The sequence below is a fragment of the uncultured Marinococcus sp. genome (genome assembly GCF_947493875.1).
Taxonomy (GTDB): domain Bacteria; phylum Bacillota; class Bacilli; order Bacillales; family Marinococcaceae; genus Marinococcus.
Genome location: NZ_CANLSU010000004.1, coordinates 134,781 through 155,178 on the forward strand (window position 1 = coordinate 134,781; position 20,398 = coordinate 155,178).

Annotated in this window: 18 protein-coding genes; 5 read left to right on the forward strand and 13 right to left on the reverse strand. The window is 51.1% G+C overall.

All coding sequences use genetic code 11. The features are described from left to right. Positions 1–7: 7 nt before the first annotated feature. A complete protein-coding gene (locus Q0757_RS08950) occupies positions 8–1,021 on the reverse strand; it encodes a TRAP transporter substrate-binding protein (protein ID WP_298786450.1) in 1,014 nt (337 codons plus the stop codon). 13 nt (positions 1,022–1,034) lie between these two features. Continuing rightward, positions 1,035–2,051, reverse strand: coding sequence for a LacI family DNA-binding transcriptional regulator (locus Q0757_RS08955; RefSeq protein ID WP_298786452.1), 1,017 nt, complete (start codon positions 2,049–2,051; stop codon positions 1,035–1,037). A gap of 199 nt (positions 2,052–2,250) precedes the next feature. On the opposite strand from Q0757_RS08955, the gene Q0757_RS08960 reads away from it, so the two are divergent. Then, positions 2,251–2,673, forward strand: coding sequence for a MarR family winged helix-turn-helix transcriptional regulator (locus Q0757_RS08960; protein ID WP_298786455.1), 423 nt, complete (start codon positions 2,251–2,253; stop codon positions 2,671–2,673). After that, positions 2,670–3,863: an MFS transporter gene (locus Q0757_RS08965; protein ID WP_298786457.1), complete on the forward strand. Its 1,194-nt coding sequence runs from the start codon at positions 2,670–2,672 to the stop codon at positions 3,861–3,863. The genes Q0757_RS08960 and Q0757_RS08965 overlap by 4 nt, the downstream gene beginning before the upstream one ends. Positions 3,864–3,915: 52 nt before the next feature. On the opposite strand, the gene Q0757_RS08970 is transcribed toward Q0757_RS08965, so the two are convergent. The 9 genes from Q0757_RS08970 to iolC all read right to left on the reverse strand — a co-directional run bounded on the left by Q0757_RS08970 (position 3,916) and on the right by iolC (position 15,416). Then, complete coding sequence (locus tag Q0757_RS08970) at positions 3,916–5,271, reverse strand: sigma-54-dependent Fis family transcriptional regulator (protein ID WP_298786459.1); 1,356 nt, start codon at positions 5,269–5,271, stop codon at positions 3,916–3,918. A gap of 149 nt (positions 5,272–5,420) precedes the next feature. Beyond that, positions 5,421–6,335: an aldo/keto reductase gene (locus Q0757_RS08975; RefSeq protein WP_298786461.1), complete on the reverse strand. Its 915-nt coding sequence runs from the start codon at positions 6,333–6,335 to the stop codon at positions 5,421–5,423. Continuing rightward, complete coding sequence (locus tag Q0757_RS08980; protein WP_298786463.1) at positions 6,332–7,363, reverse strand: LacI family DNA-binding transcriptional regulator; 1,032 nt, start codon at positions 7,361–7,363, stop codon at positions 6,332–6,334. Before Q0757_RS08980 ends, Q0757_RS08975 begins: the two co-directional genes overlap by 4 nt. 188 nt (positions 7,364–7,551) lie before the next feature. After that, positions 7,552–8,490: a myo-inosose-2 dehydratase gene (iolE, locus tag Q0757_RS08985; protein ID WP_298786465.1), complete on the reverse strand. Its 939-nt coding sequence runs from the start codon at positions 8,488–8,490 to the stop codon at positions 7,552–7,554. A gap of 37 nt (positions 8,491–8,527) precedes the next feature. After that, complete coding sequence (gene iolG / locus Q0757_RS08990; protein ID WP_298786467.1) at positions 8,528–9,568, reverse strand: inositol 2-dehydrogenase; 1,041 nt, start codon at positions 9,566–9,568, stop codon at positions 8,528–8,530. Between the two features lie 68 nt (positions 9,569–9,636). Next, positions 9,637–10,650 carry a Gfo/Idh/MocA family protein gene (locus tag Q0757_RS08995; RefSeq protein ID WP_298786469.1) on the reverse strand — a complete coding sequence of 338 codons (1,014 nt, stop codon included), beginning with the start codon at positions 10,648–10,650 and terminating at the stop codon, positions 9,637–9,639. A gap of 191 nt (positions 10,651–10,841) precedes the next feature. After that, positions 10,842–12,761, reverse strand: coding sequence for a 3D-(3,5/4)-trihydroxycyclohexane-1,2-dione acylhydrolase (decyclizing) (gene iolD / locus Q0757_RS09000; RefSeq protein ID WP_298786471.1), 1,920 nt, complete (start codon positions 12,759–12,761; stop codon positions 10,842–10,844). Between the two features lie 116 nt (positions 12,762–12,877). Next, the gene (locus Q0757_RS09005; protein ID WP_298786473.1) at positions 12,878–14,329 is read right to left on the reverse strand and encodes a CoA-acylating methylmalonate-semialdehyde dehydrogenase; all 1,452 of its coding nucleotides are present in this window, start codon (positions 14,327–14,329) and stop codon (positions 12,878–12,880) included. An 85-nt stretch (positions 14,330–14,414) separates the two neighbouring features. After that, positions 14,415–15,416 carry a 5-dehydro-2-deoxygluconokinase gene (iolC, locus tag Q0757_RS09010; protein ID WP_298786475.1) on the reverse strand — a complete coding sequence of 334 codons (1,002 nt, stop codon included), beginning with the start codon at positions 15,414–15,416 and terminating at the stop codon, positions 14,415–14,417. Positions 15,417–15,674: 258 nt separating this feature from the next. Here iolC and iolG (Q0757_RS09015) point away from each other — a divergent pair, with 258 nt between their 5' ends. The 3 genes from iolG (Q0757_RS09015) to Q0757_RS09025 all read left to right on the forward strand — a co-directional run bounded on the left by iolG (Q0757_RS09015) (position 15,675) and on the right by Q0757_RS09025 (position 17,773). Then, positions 15,675–16,700, forward strand: a complete 1,026-nt coding sequence (iolG, locus tag Q0757_RS09015) for an inositol 2-dehydrogenase (RefSeq protein WP_298786477.1) — start codon at positions 15,675–15,677, stop codon at positions 16,698–16,700. A gap of 15 nt (positions 16,701–16,715) precedes the next feature. Continuing rightward, positions 16,716–17,513 (forward strand): 5-deoxy-glucuronate isomerase, encoded by a 798-nt coding sequence (iolB, locus tag Q0757_RS09020; RefSeq protein ID WP_298786479.1) that lies wholly within the window; start codon positions 16,716–16,718, stop codon positions 17,511–17,513. A 107-nt stretch (positions 17,514–17,620) separates the two neighbouring features. After that, positions 17,621–17,773, forward strand: coding sequence for a hypothetical protein (locus Q0757_RS09025; RefSeq protein ID WP_176967760.1), 153 nt, complete (start codon positions 17,621–17,623; stop codon positions 17,771–17,773). Between the two features lie 19 nt (positions 17,774–17,792). On the opposite strand, the gene allB is transcribed toward Q0757_RS09025, so the two are convergent. Together allB and Q0757_RS09035 are read right to left on the reverse strand one after the other, a co-directional pair. Then, on the reverse strand, positions 17,793–19,127 hold the full coding sequence (allB, locus tag Q0757_RS09030) for an allantoinase AllB (RefSeq protein ID WP_298786481.1): 1,335 nt from the start codon (positions 19,125–19,127) through the stop codon (positions 17,793–17,795). Between the two features lie 15 nt (positions 19,128–19,142). After that, entirely contained in the window at positions 19,143–20,396 is a 1,254-nt protein-coding gene (locus Q0757_RS09035; RefSeq protein ID WP_298786483.1) for an alanine--glyoxylate aminotransferase family protein, read from the reverse strand. Positions 20,397–20,398 lie beyond the last annotated feature (2 nt).

Below are 20,398 nucleotides of genomic sequence, written 5' to 3' on the forward strand. Positions count from 1 at the left end.
CACCCACCTATTCATCCTTTAATTCCTGGACTCTCTCATATTCCTCTTCCATTCCAAGGCTTTCGACCGCTTCCCTGCGTACGTCTTCCGTCTGCTCTGTGAAGGCTTCTTTATCCACTTCGTTGATTTCCATACCTTCCTCCTGCAGCTTTTGTTTGTACTCACTGGCCAATTCCTCATCAGTTGCACGAGCGGTTTCAGTTGCTTTCTGTACCGCTGTATCAACTGCCTCCTGCTGTTCTGCATTCATACTGTCGTACGCTTCCTGGGTGGTGAAAAATACCCGTGTTGTAACGTCGTGCTCCGTGAGTGACAGATGATCCGCTACTTCGTAATGACTGGCTAAATAAATATTGGTAAAATCATTTTCTGCTGCATCCGTCAATCCGTTCTGAAGCGCCTGGTACATTTCATTCCAGGCTACGCTCGTCGGCTGTGCACCGAGCGCCTGCCACGTATCCGTCACTACCGGTGAATCCTGAGTCCGGACGGTCTTATTTTCTAAATCCTCCGGTGTTTCCACCGGCTGCGTTCCGTAATAATTGCGTGTGCCTGCTGACCAGTAATCAAGTACTTTGAAGTTTGATTCTTCTTCCGTTACGCGTGCCACTTCATCGCCTACCTCACCGTCTACCACTTTCGTCCAGTGCTCCCGGTCTTCAAACAAATACAAAATGGAAAAGAAATCTACTTCTTTTACCTTTTGGGCCAAATACCCGGGAGAAGCGACCACCAGATCCACCGATCCGGTCTCCGCGCTTTGGGCAAGCTCTGCTTCACTTCCGCCAAGTGAGCCGTTCGTGTGTACCTCCACCGTAACGCTTCCATCGCTTTCTTCTTCTACAACCTTTTTAAATTCTCTCAGGCCGACAGCGTAGGGACTCTGATCATCAAGCTGGGTGGCGGCAACTAAATGAACATTTTCTTCAGCCCCGGCTGTGTCTTCTGTACTGCCGCTGCTGCAGCCTGCCAGCATTCCAGCGGCGATCGCCGCTATGGCAACGCTTACTTTTTTCATCATTCAAAACCTCCTTTTATATTTTTGCTCCAGTGGAATCCCGTACATGAAAGGTTGTCTGATACACATATTCACGGCTCAATTTCTCTGCCGGCACGCCGTTGTTCACCTGTTCCAGCAGAAGCTCTGCTGCTTTTTCACCCATTTGATAGGCCGGCTGCTCAATGGTTGTCAGTGATGGGGAAAAGAAATCAGCGTACTCCACTTCATCAAACGTCACCAGAGCAAGGTCTTCAGGAATATTGAGCTGATTTTCTTTGGCAAATGTCAATGCTTCTACGAGCATGCGGTCGTTAGAGATAAACAGTGCATCCGGGGGCTGCTGCTCTTTCATCATGACCTTTAATGCTTCCCGGGCGCCGCTCACCTCCCCGTGATATGCAAGCCTTTTGTTTTCAGCGATTCCCTCTGCCTGCAGCGCGTCCTCAAAGCCGCGGAAACGGTCTTTTCTGGTATTCATTTTCAGCTCCGGACCGATAAAACCAATTCTTCGGTAGCTCCTGTCGGCTAAATGCTTTACCGCCTCGTAGGAAGCCTTGTAATTATTCACCACCACAGAAGGAGCATCTGACTGATCCACTGTTCGGTCCAGAAATACTAATGGAATTTGATAGCTCAGAATGTCTTCATAATTTTTTCGGTCCTGGCTGCTCGGAATAATAATCATTCCATCAATCTGCTTTGCCATCAGCATATCGATGTATTGTTTTTCCTTCATTTCGTCGTCATCGGCGTTACAGATAATGACATGATAATTGTATTTAATACACATATCTTCAATAGCCCTGACCACCAGAGTGGAAAACCGGTGCACCACATTTGCGATAATAACGCCGATCGTCGTCGTTTTTTGCTGCTTCAGCCCTCTTGCAATCGCATTCGGCCGGTAATTTAACTGGGCGATGGCCTGCTCGATACGTTCTTTTGTTTCTTCGCCCATATATGTAAAACGACCGTTCATAAACTGGGACACGGTGCTGGTGGAGACATTTGCTTCTTTTGCCACATCACGCAGCGTCACATTTTTTCGCATAGCTTCCCTCCTGATAAAACGTTTTAGTAAAACGATTTATTACATTCTAAAATATCCAACTCTAAATTGCAAACGCTTTATTATTTTTTTTGCTTCCTGTAATCGTTTCCAGTGTTTACCTTTATTCAAATACTTCGTATACTGGTAAAGCTGTAATTAATTAGCATGCTAATTAAATTCAAAAGGAGCTTTCTTTTCTATGGAATCAGATCAGCTTATTCATATGATCCATCAGCGGTCGCGTACGCTCTCGAATACACTAAACGAAACACTCGCCCCGTTCGGCCTCTCCCATGCGCAGTATATGATTATGTATGTGCTTGATACCGGCGGACCGGCCACCCAGGTTCACATGCGGAAGTATCTGCAGGTGGAAGCGCCGACGATTGCCCGCACTATTGCGACAATGGAGCGCAACGGCTGGATTGAAAAACGCCCCGGACAGGACCGGCGCACGCAGATCATTCATCTTACCGACAGCACGAAAAAAATGCTTCCCGGGATTAAAGAGCGGGTGGCAGAAGCAGAAAATCATTCGCTTGCGCAGCTGTCAGATACGGAACGGGAAGCTCTGCATGAGCTGCTCGGAAAAATTACGAAGGAAAGGAGCGTGGAACAGTGAGCCGTTATGACCACCCTATCTGGACGAAGGATTTTATTAGTATCACGATTACCAATTTCATGGTTTTTACCGTATTCTACTCTCTTTTAACCACACTGCCCCTTTTTGTTACCGGCAATCTCGGCGGCACCAGCGCCCAGGGCGGGCTTATCGTCACGATTATGCTCGTTGCCACCATCATTACCCGGATATTTGCCGGTAAAATTATGGAAAAAACCGGACGTAAACGCGCAATGGTCTGGGGTGCTGCTGCGTTTGTCCTTTGCACTTTTTTATACCTTTTTATTGATACGTATACCGGCCTGCTTCTGCTCCGGTTTGTACATGGCATTCCTTTTGGCATTTTAAGTACAGCTACCGGCGCAATCGCTGCAGATGTTATCCCGAATGAACGCCGCGGGGAGGGCCTCGGTTATTTCACGACCTCGATGAATGTCGCGGTCGTGATCGGGCCGTTCATAGGACTGACGCTGATACAGTTTGCTCCTTTCGCCCTTTTATTTGTACTGCTTGGCATTTTTATGATTGTCGGCGTCTGGTGTGCGGCCATTGCCCGGGACCCGGGGACCCCTGCCGCGCCGAATAGCGAAAAACAGAAGCTCTCCATTCATGATTTTATTGAACTGCGGGCGCTTCCAATTGCTTCTATCGGCCTGCTTGCTTCTTTTTCCTACGCCGGCGTCATTTCATACATGTCACTGTTTGCCGAAGCTATGGGTCTGATCCAGGTATCGAGTTTCTTTTTTCTTGTGTTCGCTGTGGTCGTCATTGCTTCACGCCCGGTGGCCGGACCGTTATTTGACACCCGCGGGCCGGGAGCTGTTCTGTACCCGTGTCTGCTGATTTTTGCCATCGGCCTCGTAACGCTCAGCTTTACTACTGCCGGCTGGATGCTGCTGTTGTCTGCCGCTTTGATCGGCCTTGGCTACGGTACGCTTCTTCCCGGTTTTCAGACGATGTCCATTCAGGCGGCCGAGCCGCACCGAAGCGGGCATGCCACCGCTACATTTTTTATTATGTTTGACTCCGGCATCGCTCTCGGCTCCTTTTTTCTCGGGCTTTTAGTGAACGCTGTCGGCTATCAGTATCTGTATCAAATTACGGCAGGCATTATACTGCTGACGATTGGGGCATTGTTTTTATATTTCCGGACCTCGTCAGTTTATGCCTATGAAGAAAAAAAGGCATGACCCTTATATTTTTCCGTATATAAAAAAGCAGGCGCGCGCCTGCTTTTTTGCATTACATCTGATGATCACGCATTTTTTTGTATAATGTCGTCCGGTGGATTCCAAGCTTTTTGGCAGCTTCTGTTTTATTACCGTTTGCTTCTTCAAGCGCCTGCTTAATCATATTCTGCTCCTGGGCTGATTTCTGGTCCTTCCAGTTTGCTGCGTTCGCGCTTTCGGTCCGGGACGTCTGAACGGGCTCAGCGGCTTCACGGGCTTCTGCAGAAGAGATGGGAAGATCTTCAGTACGTATTTTCCCACCGTCGTGCATTGCGGCAAGCTGTTCAATGACATTCATCAATTCCCGGATGTTCCCCGGCCAACTGTACTGCTTCATGGCCTCCATGGCTTTGTTTGTTATTTTTAGCGGCTTCACGCCCAGTTCAGTGGAAAAGTGCGTGTTATAGTATTCCACCAGGAGCGGAAGGTCCTCGGACCGTTCACGGAGCGGCGGCAGACCCACGGGTACCACGTGCAGACGGTAGTACAGATCCCTGCGGAATTTCCCCTCCTCCACCAGCTGTTCGATGTTTTCATTAGTGGCAGAAATGATCTTCATATTTACCGGAATTGGGGCCGCGTTGCCGATCTTGCGTACATATGAATCCTCAAGCACCCGCAGCAGCGCTGCCTGCATCGCCATAGACATATTGCCTACTTCATCGAGAAACAGCGTACCTTCATGAGCTGCTTCAAGTAAACCGACAGAGCCCTGCTGGGGCTGCATTGGGACTTCCTTTCCGAATAATTCTTCTTCAAGGTGAGTGTCCGGGATAGAGGCGCAGTTTACCGCTACAAACTCTCCGGTTCTTCCACTTTCCTGATGAATCGCCTGGGCAAACAATTCCTTGCCTGTCCCCGTTTCCCCGGAAAGCCAGACAGGGGTTTTCGTTTTAGCGGCCCGCTTCGCCGTCTGGATCGCCCGGTGCACCTCTTCATTTTCCCCTATAATGCGCCGGAAGGAGGCGATGGAGGGACGGAAGGTAGGAGAAGAAGCCGTTTCAGATGTATGTAGCTCCTTTAACGCTTTTTCCGTCCAGACACCGGTGACTCTTCCCTTTTTGTTTACGACCGCGATTGGCGGGTACTGCTGCTCCCATGATTCCGGAACCTGTCCTTCAGTAATCTGGGACACTTCTAAAATCCATCCGTCCTTAATCTTTTTATCAAGGCTTTTTTCCTTGTAGATGTGGTTCCACACCTTTGTTTCATCGAGAATACCTACCGGCCGGCTGTCGTCGTCCACCATCACGATTGCATCCTTTTCCCCGTTCTTCCAAACCTTCAACACGTCAGACACTTCAGTTTTTGACGCTTCGAGCATACATGGCTCTACTACAAACTGTTTCCAGTATTCTACTTCTGCCATTCTCCATCACCCTTCCTGTTTATGAATTATTACCCCACTATTCCCTTCCGGTCCCCGAAAGAAACAACAGCTTTGATGCAAAAACATTTTTTTGTTTTTTATATACCAAACGCCCTTTCCTATTCCGGAAAAGGCGTCAGCTGTTTCAGTTAGATAGTGAACAGGGCCGTGTCTTTATCATCAAGAAGGTCTACAGCTTTGGCATTGCTTACGAGCTGTTCCGGTGTTTTACAGCCGGGAATGACCGCGTCCACACTTGAATTGGACAGGCACCAGGCAAGTGCCCACTGGGCAAGCGGCACGTCGTCCGGCAGATTCTCCTTGAGCCGCAGGGCTTCCTGAAGAGCCGCTTCCTGCTCGTTTTGCGGATGGCGGTGCCGGACATCATTTTCTTCAAAGGAAGCCCCAGGTGTATATTTTCCGCTTAAGTAGCCGCTCGCCATCGGCACTCTTGCGATAACGCCGAGATTTTGGCGGTCACATTCCGGAAAAGCTTCTTCAGCGTTTTTACGGTCCAGACGATTATACACGAGCTGTATCGTTTCTGCTCCAACAGCTTCTGCCTGCCTGATCTGATCCATGTAGTCCTGTTTTTTTACGGAAAGACCGAGGTGGCGAATCTTGCCGGCTTTTTTCTGTTTATCGAGCATCGTCCACAGCTTATCATCCTGAAACTCTTCGTCTGTCCCGGAATGAAACTGGTAAAGGTCAATATAGTCCGTCTTAAGTGCCCGCAGGGATGCTTCGAGCTGCTTTTGCACATCCTCCGGATCATAATGCCGGGTCCGATCGTTCGGCCCGTGAAAATGGTGGCCGAACTTGGAGGCTACAAACCACTGATCACGGTCCTTTTGAATGGCCGCGCCGGTCAGTTCCTCCGCGAGATGATCTCCGTAGCATTCGGCGGTATCAATAAAATTAAGATTTTCCGTTCTTGCTGCTTCAAACAGTCCGTCCACTTCCTTTTGAGTAAAGGTTTTGCCCCATTCACCGCCGAACTGATACGTTCCAATACCTACGACAGAGACCTCTTCGTTTGTTTTTCCAAGCGTATTATATTTCATGAGCTGGTAACATCCCTTTCTGCTTCTTTTATGCCTGCGGTCGTCTTACGTACGTGCAGCTCCGGATTTAAAATAACAGTCCGTGTCGTTTCGTTTTTGCCTCCGATCCGGTCCACCAGCATCTGTGTCACCAGCCGCCCCATTTCAAGGATGGGCTGCGCTACTGTAGTCAGCGGCGGATCGCTCAGCGTAGCAATAAATGTATCATCAAAGCCGACAACAGACAAATCTTCAGGAACCTGCCGCCCCGCTTCTTTACCTGCCTGAATACAGCCGATCGCCAGAAAGTCATTTAAAGCAAACACTGCAGTGATCCCGGGATCATTCTGCAGAGCCTCAAGCATCGACTTTTTGGCATCATCAATCGAATGATTGTCTTTTACCAGTACCGCTTCCTCCCGGCTTATTCCATACTCATCATACGCTTCATAAAAGCCTTTCAGCCGTTCCGTATCACTCGAGTTATTCATCTCGCCTACCACAAAAGCAATCCGGGTATGTCCTGCCTGGAGCAGATGCTTTGTAGCCTCGTAGCCGCCCCGGTGGTCATCGACGAGCACGGTGTCTACATCAATTGCGGAAGCGTCTCTTGCCACGAGCGCGAGTGGAATGTTCTGTTTCATAAAATCCTGCAGCGCTTTCGTGTTTTGTATTCCTGTTCCCAGAATAATACCATCCACTCTTTTTTGATTCAGCCACCATAAATATTGAATTTCCTTTTCCGGATTGTTGTCGGTATTGCATATAACAACATTGAATCCGCCGGCGTGTCCTGTATCTTCCACGCTTCTCGCAAGCTCGGCAAAAAAAGAGTTGGCAATATCAGGAACCAGCAGGCCAATCGTGTTCGTCTGCTTTCCCGTCAGGGCCGAAGCCACCGTGCTCGGCTGATAATCGAGTTCATCCATAATGGCGAGCACCCGCTGTTTGGTTTTCTCTCCTATTTTTCCTTTGTTGTTAATCACCTTTGACACTGTAGCGATTGAAACCTCCGCCCGCTCAGCGATGTCGTAAATTGTCGTTCTCATTTTATCTTCCTCATTTTTGTCGTTTCGTTTATTATAAATCCTCCGTTCCTTCCTATCCACCGGGAGAGTCTTTTCTTTTCAGCTTTTTCACCCAGGACGAAACAACAGTCTTTGCGGACCTCCCCGCGTTCAGGCTCTTTATAGAAGAAAAAGGCATTTCGATATTCACTCGAAATGCCCTAGTTCGTTTATCTGCCGGCTTTTTCCCCGTATTTTTCCAGAACCTTTTCCATTGTTTCATCCAGATGATCCTTTGCCATTTTTGCATATTTGTACGGCGGGGCGACGTCCGGGTCCTGCTCTGCTTCTACCACTGTCCATCCCTGGTAGCCCCGCTTCATCAGCTCTTCGAGGACAGGTTCAAAATCAATGCAGCCGTCCCCCGGCACGGTAAACAGTCCTTCGAGCACGGCTTCCCGGAAGGTCAGGTTTTCTTTAATTGTTTTGTTCCAGATGTCTTCACGGACGTCTTTGTAGTGTACATACTTAATGCGGTCGTAGTAGCGTGTCAGCTGATCCATTGGGTCATAGTTGCCGAAAAAGGCATGACCGGTATCGTACAGCAGTGACACAGCATCCTCGTCGGTTTCTGCCATCAGGCGGTCGACGTCTTCGCGCTGTTCTACAATCGTTCCGGCATGCGGGTGGTACACGAGCTCGAGCCCATATTTATTTGCGATGCGCCCAGCCTCGTTTAAGCCGTCCACCATGCTTTTCCACTGTGCTTCCGACGGTGCTGTGATTCTTGCTTTATCCGGATCATCCTTATCCCAGTGCATCGAGTTGCCCATTTCACAGACGATCACGTATTCGCAGTCCATGTCTTTTAAAAACCGGACCCATTCTTCGAAATCGCGGACCTCCTGATCCTTATGCTGCAGGTTGGAAAACTGCGTTCCGACGAATTTACTGGCAAGCGTAATATCGTGCTTTTCGAGAATCGCTTTTAACTCCGCGAGGTTACGCGGAAATGTCCGCCCCATTTCAGTAGCCTCATACCCGATTTCCCGCATTTCTCCTAAAATATGATCCAATGAATAGTGGTCGCCCAGTCCCGGAATATCATCATTCACCCAGCTGATAGCTGCAATTCCGAGATGGAACTCGTAGTTTCCAAGTCCCGCCATATGCTGCACCCCTTTTCTTATAGTTTCCGCCTCTGCTTTAGTCGGTATAAACCTTATCCTGATGCACGTCTTTCATATAAATGCGTTCCCCATTGTTTTTAAACGATTCGGTGGCTGCAAGTGCTACCTGCATATTGATTTTGGAATCCAGTGAAGTGACCCGCGGCTCTTCGTCTCCTTTGACGCATTTAATAAACTGTTCGAGCTCAAGGATATACGCTTCCCGGAACCGCGTCTGGAAATTCGGCACTATTTCGTGATTGCTCCCGGCACTGCTTTGCACCGTCACATCACTGTTTCGCAGCGAACCGACAAAGATGGCTCCTTCGGTACCGATAATCTCTGCCCGGATGTCGTGGCCGTACGGGGACGTCCTGCTTGCTTCTACGTCTCCGGCGCCTCCGTTTTCAAACTCCAAATACGTAATCGCCTGATCGACATCGCCGTATTCTTCCATGAAGGAATTGATCAGAATGCGGCCATGGCCGGACACAGAAGAAATTTCCGAGCCCATTAAATACCGGGCCATGTCATAGTCGTGAATGGAGCAGTCCAGAAATATCCCACCGCTATTTTTAATGAAGGAGGCAGGCGGGGAACCGCTATCTCTGGAGAATCCTTTAAAATAAATCGGCTTGCCGATTTCGCCGGCTTCAATGCGCTCCCTGGCATCATGGAAGCCAGGGTCGTACCTTCTCATGAAGCCGACCTGGCAGACAACGCCGGTCTCTTCCACGACCTTAATCACCTCTTCAGCTTCTGCCACGGTGGAGGTCAGCGGCTTTTCCACGAAGATCTGCTTGCCGCTGCGGGCCGCTTTTGTAATCATGTCAGCATGCGTACTGGTCGGCGTTACAATCACCACGGCGTCCACTTCCTGATCGGCAAACACTTCTTCAGGGTTGGACGTCCAGCGTTCCACCCCAAGCTGTTCAGCCACCATTTCGGCATGCTCGGCGAGTGGATCGCATACCAGCACCAGCTCGGCTCCCTTTACTTTGTTCATCATATTGCTTGCATGAAACAGCCCAAGCCGCCCTAGTCCAAGCACTGCTACCCTTATATCGTTCTGTGCCATTCGTACACCTCCTGTGTTTTCTTGTCCGCTCTCTTCTATCGGTTTTTTCCACTCCTGCTTTCTTTATCTTAAGAAAGTACCTTATTTAACTGATCGGCAATATTTATTTCTTTACCGGTTTTAGCGCTTTCATAAATGCTTGTCAGCAGAAAGGTGGATTTGTACGCTTCCTCCGCATTTACCGGCGGTTCTGTTCCATTGACCAGAGCATCAATGAACAGCCGGTCCTCCTCTTCATAGCCCCATTTTTTGCTGACAGGCATGAGGTGGTAATCAGAGGAATCAATTTCACTTTCAAGGCCGCAGGCAATTTTCACGGTTTCGAGTTCAGCGGTCGATGCTGTGCTGTATTTTCCGTAGATTTCAATTGCTTCAAACGGGAAGCTCCACCCGGAATGGGCAAAGGTATTAAACGTCATAATCATGCCGGATTCAAAGGTCAAAAGTATCGCAAAGTTATCGGGTTCGCTGTCTGATACAGCCTGCGTTGCTTCGCATTTCACCTTCTTTACTTCTCCGAAATAATAGCGGCAGAGATCCATCAAATGAAAAGGCGTTTCGTATAAAAAGCCTCCGGTCTTCGCCGGATCAGACGTCCAGGCAGGATGCAGCAGCTCTCCCCGGTTCATTTTGAAATGGGCGGAATACGCATCAAGCTGTCCGGAGTCCATGTAGCTTTTAATTTTTTTGTATACATAGGCGTAGCGGCGGTTCATGCCAAGGTTGTAGCACGCTTTGGATTCCCATGCGGCATCGCGTATCTGTCTTGCTTCTTCTTCCGAGGTGGCCATCGGCTTTTCACTGAATACGTTTACATTATTCTTTAAACAATGAAGAACCGGACTAACATGCATCGTGTTTGGCGTAGTGACATAGACAGTGTCCACGCCTAGCGCAATCAGCTCTTCGATGGACCCCGCTGTGCGAACGTCCGGGCCTGCTTCTGCGGCCAATTCTTTCGCTTTATCCTCAAAAATATCAGCAATCCCAACAATTTCAACCCGCTCGTCCTGCTTTAAAAGGGCAGCATGCACTGCAGCGATGTGCCCCGCTCCGAGTATTCCAACCTTAACTTTATTCACGTCCCAGAACCTCCTGCACTGTTTTTACAGCTATTATACTTTTTGAGTAAGCGCTTAACTTATGTTTATACTATCGTTTCCTTCCGGGTAATTCAAGGGGTAAACGGAAAAAATGTAAGCGATTTATCAAAAATATAATCTCCCATTACAAAAAAGCGTCCAAAGCCGGGGCTCTGAACGCGTTTGACCATTTAATATTTCCGGGCCTGCTGCAGCTGCTTTTCTTTGTCTTCAAAGGACTCCCGTACGCTTTCTCGTTCAGAAACCTCTGAAACGCCGACATTCCACCAGGATTCATAATCCCCGGTCATCGTCTTCGGCAGCACCTTTACGTCAATAAGCGTCGATACTGTCTGCTTTTTCGCATCAGCGATAGCTTCCTTCAATCCCTCCTCCGTGGTCACCCGGTACGTTTTCAGACCGTAGCCTTCGGCTACCTTCGCATAGTCAATGTGCATCACGCTGCCGCACATTTCATCCTTTGCTTCATCACGATGACGGAATTCGGTTCCGATGCTCTGCATGCCATTACCCATCTGCAGGTTGTTAATGCACCCGTAGCCGGAATTATCAAACAGCATCACGTTAATCTTTTTGTTTTCCTGCACGCTTGTAATCATTTCCGAGTGCAGCATCAAAAAGCTGCCGTCCCCGACCATCGCGTATACTTCCTTGTCCGGCTCCGCAAGCTTGGCCCCGAATGCTCCGGAAATTTCATAGCCCATGCAGGAATAGCCGTACTCCATGTTGTACCGGTACTTCTGACTCGATTCCCACAGGCGCTGCATGTCACCGGGCAGGCTTCCGGCTGCTCCGACGGCTACAGCATCTTCATCGATTTCCCGGTTTACAATACCGAGCGCTGTTGTCTGCGCCAGGTCCGTACCCAGTACTTTACGGTACTCCTGCAGCTCCTCGTCAAGATGACCGGCAATTTCGGGTGTAAATCCTTCCTCCGTATAGCGGATGGAATAAAGCCGCTCTTTTTCCCTGGCCCAGGCCGCCTTTGCTTCTTCGGTCTCGTTTTTAAACTCGGACGTGTAGTCCCCGGTCTCGTTTACAAGCGCTTCAATCACGGCCTGCGCGTCCCCGATTAACGGTGAGGCGTCCATTTTCACTCCGTGAAATTCCGACACGTTGATCGAAATAAATTCGACGTTTTCATTCCGGAACAGCTGCTTCGAGGAGGTGGTAAAGTCAGCCAGGCGCGTGCCTACCGCAATAATGACATCCGCCTTTGGAGCGAGCGTGTTCGCTGCCAGGTTCCCGGTTACACCAAGACCTCCGACATTCCACTCATGCGTGCTTTCCACCGCGCTTTTTCCGGCCTGCGTTTCTGCGATCGGCACGTTCCAGGCTTCAGCCATTCTTTTCAGGCTTTCTCCTGCCTCTGAATAGCGGACGCCTCCGCCGCAAATGATGAACGGACGCTTTTTGCTCCGGATCAAGGCTGCCGCTTCCTTTACCGAACGCTCATCCGGAACTTTTCTCGAAACACGGTGAACCCGTTTCTGGAAAAACGATTCCGGAAAGTCATAGGCTTCCCCCTGGACGTCCTGCGGTACGGACACGGTAACTGCACCGGTTTCCGCCGGATTTGTCAGTACACGCATCGCCTGGATTAAGGAAGTCATCAGCTGTTCGGGTCTTGTAATACGGTCCCAGAACTTACTTACCGGACGGAACGCGTCATTAGTGGAAAGCGTTAAGTCATGAGGCTGTTCCACCTGCTGCAGCACCGGGTCCGGCTGGCGGCTTGCGAAGATGTCTCCCGGAAAAAGGAGCAGCGGGATGTTGTTTACCGTTGCCACACTCGCCGCTGTCACCATGTTGGCAGAGCCAGGTCCGACAGAGGACGTGCAGGCGATGATGCGTTTACGATTATTCTGTTTGGCATACGATATGGCTGCATGTCCCATGCCCTGCTCATTTTTTCCCTGGTACACCCGGAGCCGCTTCGCTTCAGAAAGAGCCTGGCCGAGGCCGAGCACGTTACCGTGACCGAAGATCGTAAACATTCCATCTACAAACGGAATTTCTTCACCGTCCCATTCAATATACTGCTGCTCCAGAAAACGTACGATTGCTTGTGCTGTTGTTAATACGGGCATAAAAATCCCCTTCCTGTTGTCGTTTTATAGAAGAAAAAACTGCCTTCTCCTCTCTCAGAATAGAAAGGAAAGAGAAGACAGTCTGGGAGTTGTGCTATTGTGCTGAAGCTGTACGATTACCAGCGGGCGGTGACCATTTTTTTGCGGGTGTAGAATTCCACCCCGTCCTTGCCGTTCGCATGCAGATCGCCGTAGAAGGAATCCTTCCAGCCGGAAAACGGGAAGAACGCCATCGGGGCGGGCACGCCGACGTTGATGCCGAGCATCCCGGAGTCAATCGTTTCCCGGAATTCGCGGACGCTATGCCCGGAGCTCGTAAACAGGCAGGCGCCGTTCGCAAAGCGGGACTCGTTCGCCCAGGCAATGCCGGCGGTCAGGTCCGGCACCCGCACGATGGATAAGACCGGCGCGAAGATTTCGTCCTGCCAGATCGTCATTGTCTGCTGCACGTGGTCAAAGATCGTCGGCCCGATAAAGTAGCCCTCTTTGGCGACCTCGTCCTGGCGGCCGTCGCGTACGAGCGTTGCGCCTTCCTCGACGCCTTTGTCAATGTAGGCCTTCGTTTTCTCGAGATGGCCCTCGCGGATGACCGGCCCGAGGAACACGTCCTTCTCGCGGCCGTTGCCGATGGTGACGTCGTCGGCATACGCCTGAATCTTTGCCACCAGCTCGTCGGCGACGCTGTCCTGCACCGCGACGACGGAAGCGGCCATGCACCGTTCCCCGGCGGAGCCGAAGGCGGCGTTTAAAATCTGCCAGGCCGCGTTATCAAGATCCGCATCCTCCATCACGAGGGTATGGTTTTTTGCCCCGGCGAGAGCCTGGACGCGCTTGCCGTGCGCCGTGCCGGTTGTATACACGTACTCGGCCACCGGCTGGGAGCCGACAAAGGAAATTGCCGGCACGTCCTCGTGCTCCAGCAGTCCGTTGACCACGTCATGCGCGCCGTGCACCACGGACAATACGCCCTTCGGAAGCCCGGCTTCCTCGAACAGCTCGGCCAGCCGGTTCGCGAGCATGGGGGTCCGCTCGGACGGCTTCATCACGAACGTGTTGCCGCAGGCAATCGCGAGCGGAAACATCCAGCACGGCACCATCATCGGGAAGTTGAACGGGGTGATCCCGCCGACCACGCCGATCGGGTAGCGGTACATCCCGGACTCGATGTTGGTGGCAATGTCCGGCAGCTGGTCGCCCATCATGAGCGTCGGGGCCCCGGCGGCAAATTCCACGCACTCGATGCCGCGCTGCACTTCGCCTTTGGCCTCCTTCAGGTTTTTGCCGTTTTCAAGCGTAATGATCTCGGCGAGCTCGTCCCAGTGGCTGATGAGCAGCTGCTGGTAGGCAAACAGAATGCGGGCGCGCTGCGGAACGGGCTTTTTCGACCAGTCGCGGTACGCCGCTTTGGACGCCTTCACCGCCTCGTCCACTTCGTCCTTCGAGGAGAGCGGCACGTGCGCGATCACCTCACTGGTGGCCGGGTTGTATACCTTGTCGGTGGCGGACCGGGACGCCACCCATTCGCCGCCGATCAAATTTTTCAGGGTCGTTACTGCTTGTTCCTGCATATCTTCATCGTCCTTTCTATATAAACGGATTGTAGAATTGCTTTTTGAAGTACTTCATATGATTATACCTGAGCACCTTGGCCTCTTAGGACTTTATGGTACCTTTTCTCACACTTTCATCAATGAATTCCTGTACTTCTTTTGCATTCGGCATCGCTTCCGAGCAGCTGTGCCTGGAAATGACAATGGCAGCGGAGGCACCTCCGAAATCCATCGCCCGGTCAACTTCCCAGCCCTGCATCAGACCATAAACAAAGGAGGAGGCGTAGGCGTCTCCGGCCCCGAATGTTTTCAGCACTTCGGTTTCAAAGGTTTTCCCGGTGAAATAATCCCCGTCCTTCGTGTAGGCAAATGACCCTTCGGCTCCGTGTTTTATCAGCACAATTTCTGCCGAATGGTTAAACCATTTTGCGGCGGTCTTATCGTCGCTTCCGTCCATTTCAGACTCCATGTTTTCCATCATATTGAACTCGTCTCTTGTGCCAATAATCAGATGGCTTTTTTCAGCCAGCAGGTTGTAATACGTCGCCGTTTCTTCCTTTGATTTCCACGTCGCCGGACGAAAGTCAATATCAAACAGCACCTTCGTTCCGTGCTTGTGCGCGTATTCTGCCGCCAGAAAGACCGCTTCGCGGGAAGGGCTTGCGGCAAGCGCCGTACCGGAAAACATTACCGCGGATGTATTTTTAATGTATTCCTCGGAAATTTCGAGCGGACTGATTTTCAGGTCCGCCACGTTGTCTCTGTACAGAAGTATACTGCAGTCCTCTGGACTGATAATTTCCGTGAAGGCAAGCCCGGTGACCGCGCCCGTGTCATCTGTTTTTACATTTTCTGTATTGATGTTGTTTTCTTCAAAGTAGCCCCGGATAAAATTACCCATCTGATCGTTTGCCACTTTGCCGATAAAGCCGGTACTGAGGCCGAGTCTCGATGCTCCGATCGTAATATTGGCCGGAGAGCCTCCTACATATTTCGTAAACGTCCGTGTTTCTTCCATAGGACGGTTGATTTCATTCGCGTTCATGTCAATCGTCAGCCGGCCCATGCCAGCCAGATCCCTTGAACGGTTTTTGGGAAATTCCATTAAAACATAACCACCCTTCGTTATTTTAATCGATTTATGGTTAAGCGCTTTCCTTTTCTATACGTTTGATTCTAAAGAAAGCGCATTCAGATGTAAAGTATTTTTTTGATTTTTCTTTAATTTCTATGTAAAAGTGTTAGACTAATGTATGTTTTCTGAAAAATTTTATTCTCCGATTGATGTAAGCGATTCATTAATGTATAATTCACATTAAAGTTAAGCGCTTTCTTCAAAATACATTTTATGGAGGCTCCGTCTATGGTTAATATAGGTGTTATCGGTGCCGGACGCATCGGCCGGCTGCATATAGAAAACCTTCATCGTCTTCCTGCCGCTGTTCTCCGGGCGGTCGCAGATATAAACGCCTCTGCTCTTGAAACGGTTGAGCAGGCCTTTTCTCCGGAGTACGTAACATCCAGCGCCGAAGATATTCTTCATGATCCTGAAATTGATGCCGTTTTTATCTGCGCTGCCACCTCAGAGCATATCTCTCTCATTGATACGGCCATTCAAAATAAGAAACATATTTTTTGTGAAAAGCCAATCAGCTTTGATATTGAAGAATCTCGCCGGGTCGTTAAGGCGGCCAAGGAAGCAGGCCTTGTTTTTCAGCTCGGCTTCAACCGCCGCTTTGATCCTTCCTTCCAGCAGGTGCGGAAAATGCGTGTAAACGGCCAGATCGGCGCCCCTGAGATGCTGCAGATCATTTCACGCGACCCTTCCCCGCCTCCAATGGAATACGTGGCGAATTCCGGCGGACTGTTCGTGGATATGACTATTCACGACTTTGATATGGCCCGATATATTATGGGAGAAAATATCGCAGCGATTTCTGTGCACGGCGGCGCGCTGACCGATAAGCGGTTCAATGATTACGGTGACATTGATACGGCCATTATCTCTTTAACGTTTGAAAGCGGGGCCGTCGGTGTGATTGAAAACAGCCGGCGGGCAGTGTACGGCTATGATCAGCGTCTCGAGCTTTTTGGCTCCAACGGGGCAGCCACGGTACCAAACCAGCCAATTCATCAGGTGGAGTGGTGGCAGGAGGACTTTATTAAATCGGAAAAGCCGGTGCACTTCTTCCTGGAGCGCTATCAGACGGCATTCGAGCGCGAGATTGCGATGTTCACTGAATCCGTACAGTCCGGTACTCCGGCTGTCTGCACCGGCGATGACGGCATTGCCGCCCAGACGGCTGCCCTGGCTGCAGCAAAAGCCTGGAAAGAAAAGAAAACCGTGTATATTGCCGATGTAGAATCCGAAACAATTGAAATCTCTTAGAAAGGGTGTTTATGTGTGCCAAACTTAGTCGTAAAACCAGATACCACCGCCCAAAAAATCCATGATGTTACCCCGGAAAGCGCCGGCTGGAAATATGTCGGCTTTCAGGTGTACCGTGTGCAGGAGGGCGAAAGCATTCAGGCAGAGACCGGCGATAACGAAGCATGCCTCGTCCTGTTAAGCGGCAAAGCAGACATCCAGACCAGCAATGACTCCTTTGAAAACCTCGGCAGGCGGATGAGTGTTTTCGAAAAAATACCGCCGTATTCGGTATACGTTCCGGCTAGGGACCGCTTTGAGGTAAAGGCGACTACAGATATTGAACTCGCCGTCTGTAAGGCTCCTGCAACCGGTAAGTATAACGCCCGCCTGATCGGTCCGGATGATGTAGGCACAGAAGACCGCGGCTCGGGCTCCATGTCCCGGAGAGTGCATAATATCCTCCCGGACTCCGAGGAAGCCGAGAGCGTACTGGTAGTGGAGGTATACACACCGGAAGGAAACTGGTCGAGCTATCCGCCGCACAAGCACGATACCGAAAACCTTCCGCACGAGTCCTATCTTGAAGAGACGTATTTTCATAAGGTGGATCCGGAAGAAGGCGGGTTTCTGATTCACCGCGTTTACGACGATCCAAGAGATCTTGATGAAACGATGGTAGTAAACAGCAACGATGTCGTGATGGTACCTAAAGGCTACCACCCGGTGGCGGCTCCTGCAGGCTACCAGGCTTATTATTTGAATGTGATGGCCGGACCGGTGCGCAAATGGAAGTTCCATAATGACCCGGATCACGAGTGGCTGCTGAAATAAGCTTTTCCGCTGCCAGGCCTCCAAATGAATATTCATTTGGAGGCTTATTTTTGTGCAAATACGGATATATACAATACAAAGATTGTTTCAAGGAAAGGAGTGTTCATATGGCTTTTCAAAAGCTCGCACGTACGATTTTAAAAGCAAACCGTGTTTCCGGTGATGTAAAGGCAGCCAAAAACGGCTCACTGGGAAAGCGCCTCGCACGCCGGTCCGCCAACCGTACAGCACGTAAATTCATCAACCGCCTTCTGCGCTGAAAAAGTGGCTGCCGGATCATTATTCCTGCAGCCACTTTCCTTTTCTGTTTGTAAATGTATCAGTTTTTCCGTTATAAATTTCTATGCCCCGCTGCCAGACTGAATGGATACGGTGCGGAAAACGATGCCCTTCAAACAGACTGTGCTTATGACGCATATGCATTGTGTCGCGTGTCACTGCCGTTTCTTCATGAAGATCGACCAGCACAAGGTCTGCATCCTTGCCTTCTTCGAGGCACCCTTTCTGATGAAGGTCAAAACGCTCCGCCGGCATCTCCGCGGTCCACGCTGCTGCCTGCTCCCACGGCAGGTTGTGCTCCGCCGTGAGCTCGAGCACGCTTAACAGCGTGTATGGGCCGCTCGAAATACCTCCCCACGCCTGCCACAGCCCGCCTTCTTTCAGCTCCTCCGGACACGGTGAATGATCGGAGGTCACCATATCGATGTCGCCCTGCTTCCATCTCGACACAAGCTCCTGCTGTACCGGGGCCTCCCGTAACGGAGGCGCGCATTTTGCTTCGGCGCCGCGCGTTCGCAGTGCTTCGTGGTCAAACATTAAATAATGGGCACAGGTTTCGAGCGTAACGTCCTGCCCGGCTGCTTTTGCGCGCTGAATCACCTCTACTGCCTCGGCAGAGCTGATATGTACAAAATGCAGGGGACAGCCTGTCTGCTTTGCAAAAACGAGGGCGCGCTGCACCGCTTCAAGCTCTGCTTCCACCGGCCTGGAGGCTAAATAATCATCCGCTTGCGTACGCCCCTCTTCCTCAAGCTGCCGGCTGAGCGTACTCACTACCGGCGCGCTTTCTGCATGAAGACCGAGCAATCCTCCGTGTTCAGCAATTACCTGCATGCCCCGGAACAGCGTTTCATCATCCGCCCGTTCAAACTCTGGATTCCCACTCGGCGACATGAAGGCTTTGAATACGCGTATGCCCCGGGCCGCCATGGCCGGAATATGTTCTATTCCTCCGGGCACGAGTCCGCCCCAAAGCCCAAAGTCCAGGACGGATTTCTGCCGGCCGAGCGCCGCTTTTTCTTCTGCGTTTTCAGTGGTGATCGTAGAAGGAATACCGTTTAACGGCATATCCATATAAGTAGTGATGCCGCCTGCTGCAAGCATCCGGGCCCCTGTTTCAAATCCTTCCCAGTCCCGGCCGGGCTCGCTGAAATGAACGTGAACGTCTACCGCTCCCGGCATGACGAGCATTCCATCAGCGTCTACTACGCTTTTTGCTTTGGTTTCATCAGATACGCCAAGGGCTGCTATTTTTCCGTCCGTGACTGCCACCGTGGTTGTTTCTGTGCCGCCGGGGCGGACGACGGCTCCGTTTTTAATCAGCAGATCATACATTCTTTATGTGTCCTCCTATACTTCAGCCGCTGCTTTTGTATCTTCTTCCTGCATGTAAAAGGACAGCGCTGCCTGCTGGGAAGTGCCTGGATTCACCGGGGCTCCGGCGTATAAAAGCACTGATTCGAGCGCTCCGAGCACGGCCAGCACGTTTTCCTTCCGGCAGCTGTAGCCCATGGAGCCGATGCGCCAGATTTTCCCGTGCAGTGGCCCGAAGGACGAGGCAATTTCAATGCCAAACTGCCCGAGCAGCATTTTGCGGACTTCATCTGCGTCAATGCCTTCCGGCACGTTGATGCAGGTGACGACTGGAAGCTTCGTTTCGCCTTCTACAAACAAGGACAGACCCATTGCCTGTAAACCGGCCATCAGTGCTTCCTCGTGGTAGCGGTGCCGGGCGAAACGGGCTTCAAGCCCTTCGTTGACGATCAGTCTCGCGCCTTCATGAAGCGCATAAACCATCGATGTCGCTTCGGTGTGGTGGTTCAAACGACGCGGGCCCCAGTAGTCCTGCAGCTGGCTGAGGTCGAAGTAATTACTCCGGATCATCGGTGCCTCCGGCTGTTTGTCTGCCTCTGTCGCAATCCCCCGCTCCACTTTTTTACGTGCCTGAAAGCGGCGCTCGAGACGGTCATTGTACGTCAGTGGAGCCATGCCGGACGGAACGCTGAAGCATTTCTGTGTCCCACCGATAACCGCATCGAGACACCATTCGTCTGTTTTGACCGGCACTCCGCCGATCGTTGCCACCGCATCCACTACAATGTAGATTCCGCGCGTCCGGCAGGCATGCCCGATTTCTTTAAGCGGCTGAATGCAGCCAGTCGACGTTTCCCCATGTACCATCGCAACGATATCCGGCTGCACACGATCCATTTCCTCTATGACCTCTTGCGGGGAAAAGACAGTGCCCCATTCCTTTTCAAGCGTGTGGATCTCTGCGCCGTACCGTTCAGCGATCTCGGTCAATAAATACCCGAACCGCCCGTAAATAGGCACGAGCACCCGGTCCCCCGGGCGAATCGCACTCGCAAGCACTGCTTCAATACCTGAACGGGAGGTTCCGTCCACTGGAAAGGCCCATTCATTTTCAGTTTGAAAGATGCGGCGCAACAGCTCCATCGTTTCATTCATAATACTCGTAAAGGCCGGATCAAACTGGCCGACCACCGGGGTACTCATGGCACGGAGCACCCGGGGGTCCGCCTCCACCGGTCCCGGGGTCATGATCGTGCGGAGCGGCGGCTGGATTTCCTGGTGATAGCCCATAT

Bases quoted from the DNA above. Each gene is read 5' to 3' on its own strand.
- Q0757_RS08950 (WP_298786450.1), bottom strand. From the start codon at position 1,021: ATGATGAAAAAAGTAAGCGTTGCCATAGCGGCGATCGCCGCTGGAATG.
- Q0757_RS08955 (WP_298786452.1), bottom strand. From the start codon at position 2,051: ATGCGAAAAAATGTGACGCTGCGTGATGTGGCAAAAGAAGCAAATGTC.
- Q0757_RS08960 (WP_298786455.1), top strand. From the start codon at position 2,251: ATGGAATCAGATCAGCTTATTCATATGATCCATCAGCGGTCGCGTACG.
- Q0757_RS08970 (WP_298786459.1), bottom strand. From the start codon at position 5,271: ATGGCAGAAGTAGAATACTGGAAACAGTTTGTAGTAGAGCCATGTATG.
- Q0757_RS08975 (WP_298786461.1), bottom strand. From the start codon at position 6,335: ATGAAATATAATACGCTTGGAAAAACAAACGAAGAGGTCTCTGTCGTA.
- Q0757_RS08980 (WP_298786463.1), bottom strand. From the start codon at position 7,363: ATGAGAACGACAATTTACGACATCGCTGAGCGGGCGGAGGTTTCAATC.
- iolE (WP_298786465.1), bottom strand. From the start codon at position 8,490: ATGGCGGGACTTGGAAACTACGAGTTCCATCTCGGAATTGCAGCTATC.
- iolG (WP_298786467.1), bottom strand. From the start codon at position 9,568: ATGGCACAGAACGATATAAGGGTAGCAGTGCTTGGACTAGGGCGGCTT.
- iolD (WP_298786471.1), bottom strand. From the start codon at position 12,761: ATGCCCGTATTAACAACAGCACAAGCAATCGTACGTTTTCTGGAGCAG.
- Q0757_RS09005 (WP_298786473.1), bottom strand. From the start codon at position 14,329: ATGCAGGAACAAGCAGTAACGACCCTGAAAAATTTGATCGGCGGCGAA.
- iolC (WP_298786475.1), bottom strand. From the start codon at position 15,416: ATGGAATTTCCCAAAAACCGTTCAAGGGATCTGGCTGGCATGGGCCGG.
- iolG (WP_298786477.1), top strand. From the start codon at position 15,675: ATGGTTAATATAGGTGTTATCGGTGCCGGACGCATCGGCCGGCTGCAT.
- Q0757_RS09025 (WP_176967760.1), top strand. From the start codon at position 17,621: ATGGCTTTTCAAAAGCTCGCACGTACGATTTTAAAAGCAAACCGTGTT.
- allB (WP_298786481.1), bottom strand. From the start codon at position 19,127: ATGTATGATCTGCTGATTAAAAACGGAGCCGTCGTCCGCCCCGGCGGC.
- Q0757_RS09035 (WP_298786483.1), bottom strand. From the start codon at position 20,396: ATGGGCTATCACCAGGAAATCCAGCCGCCGCTCCGCACGATCATGACC.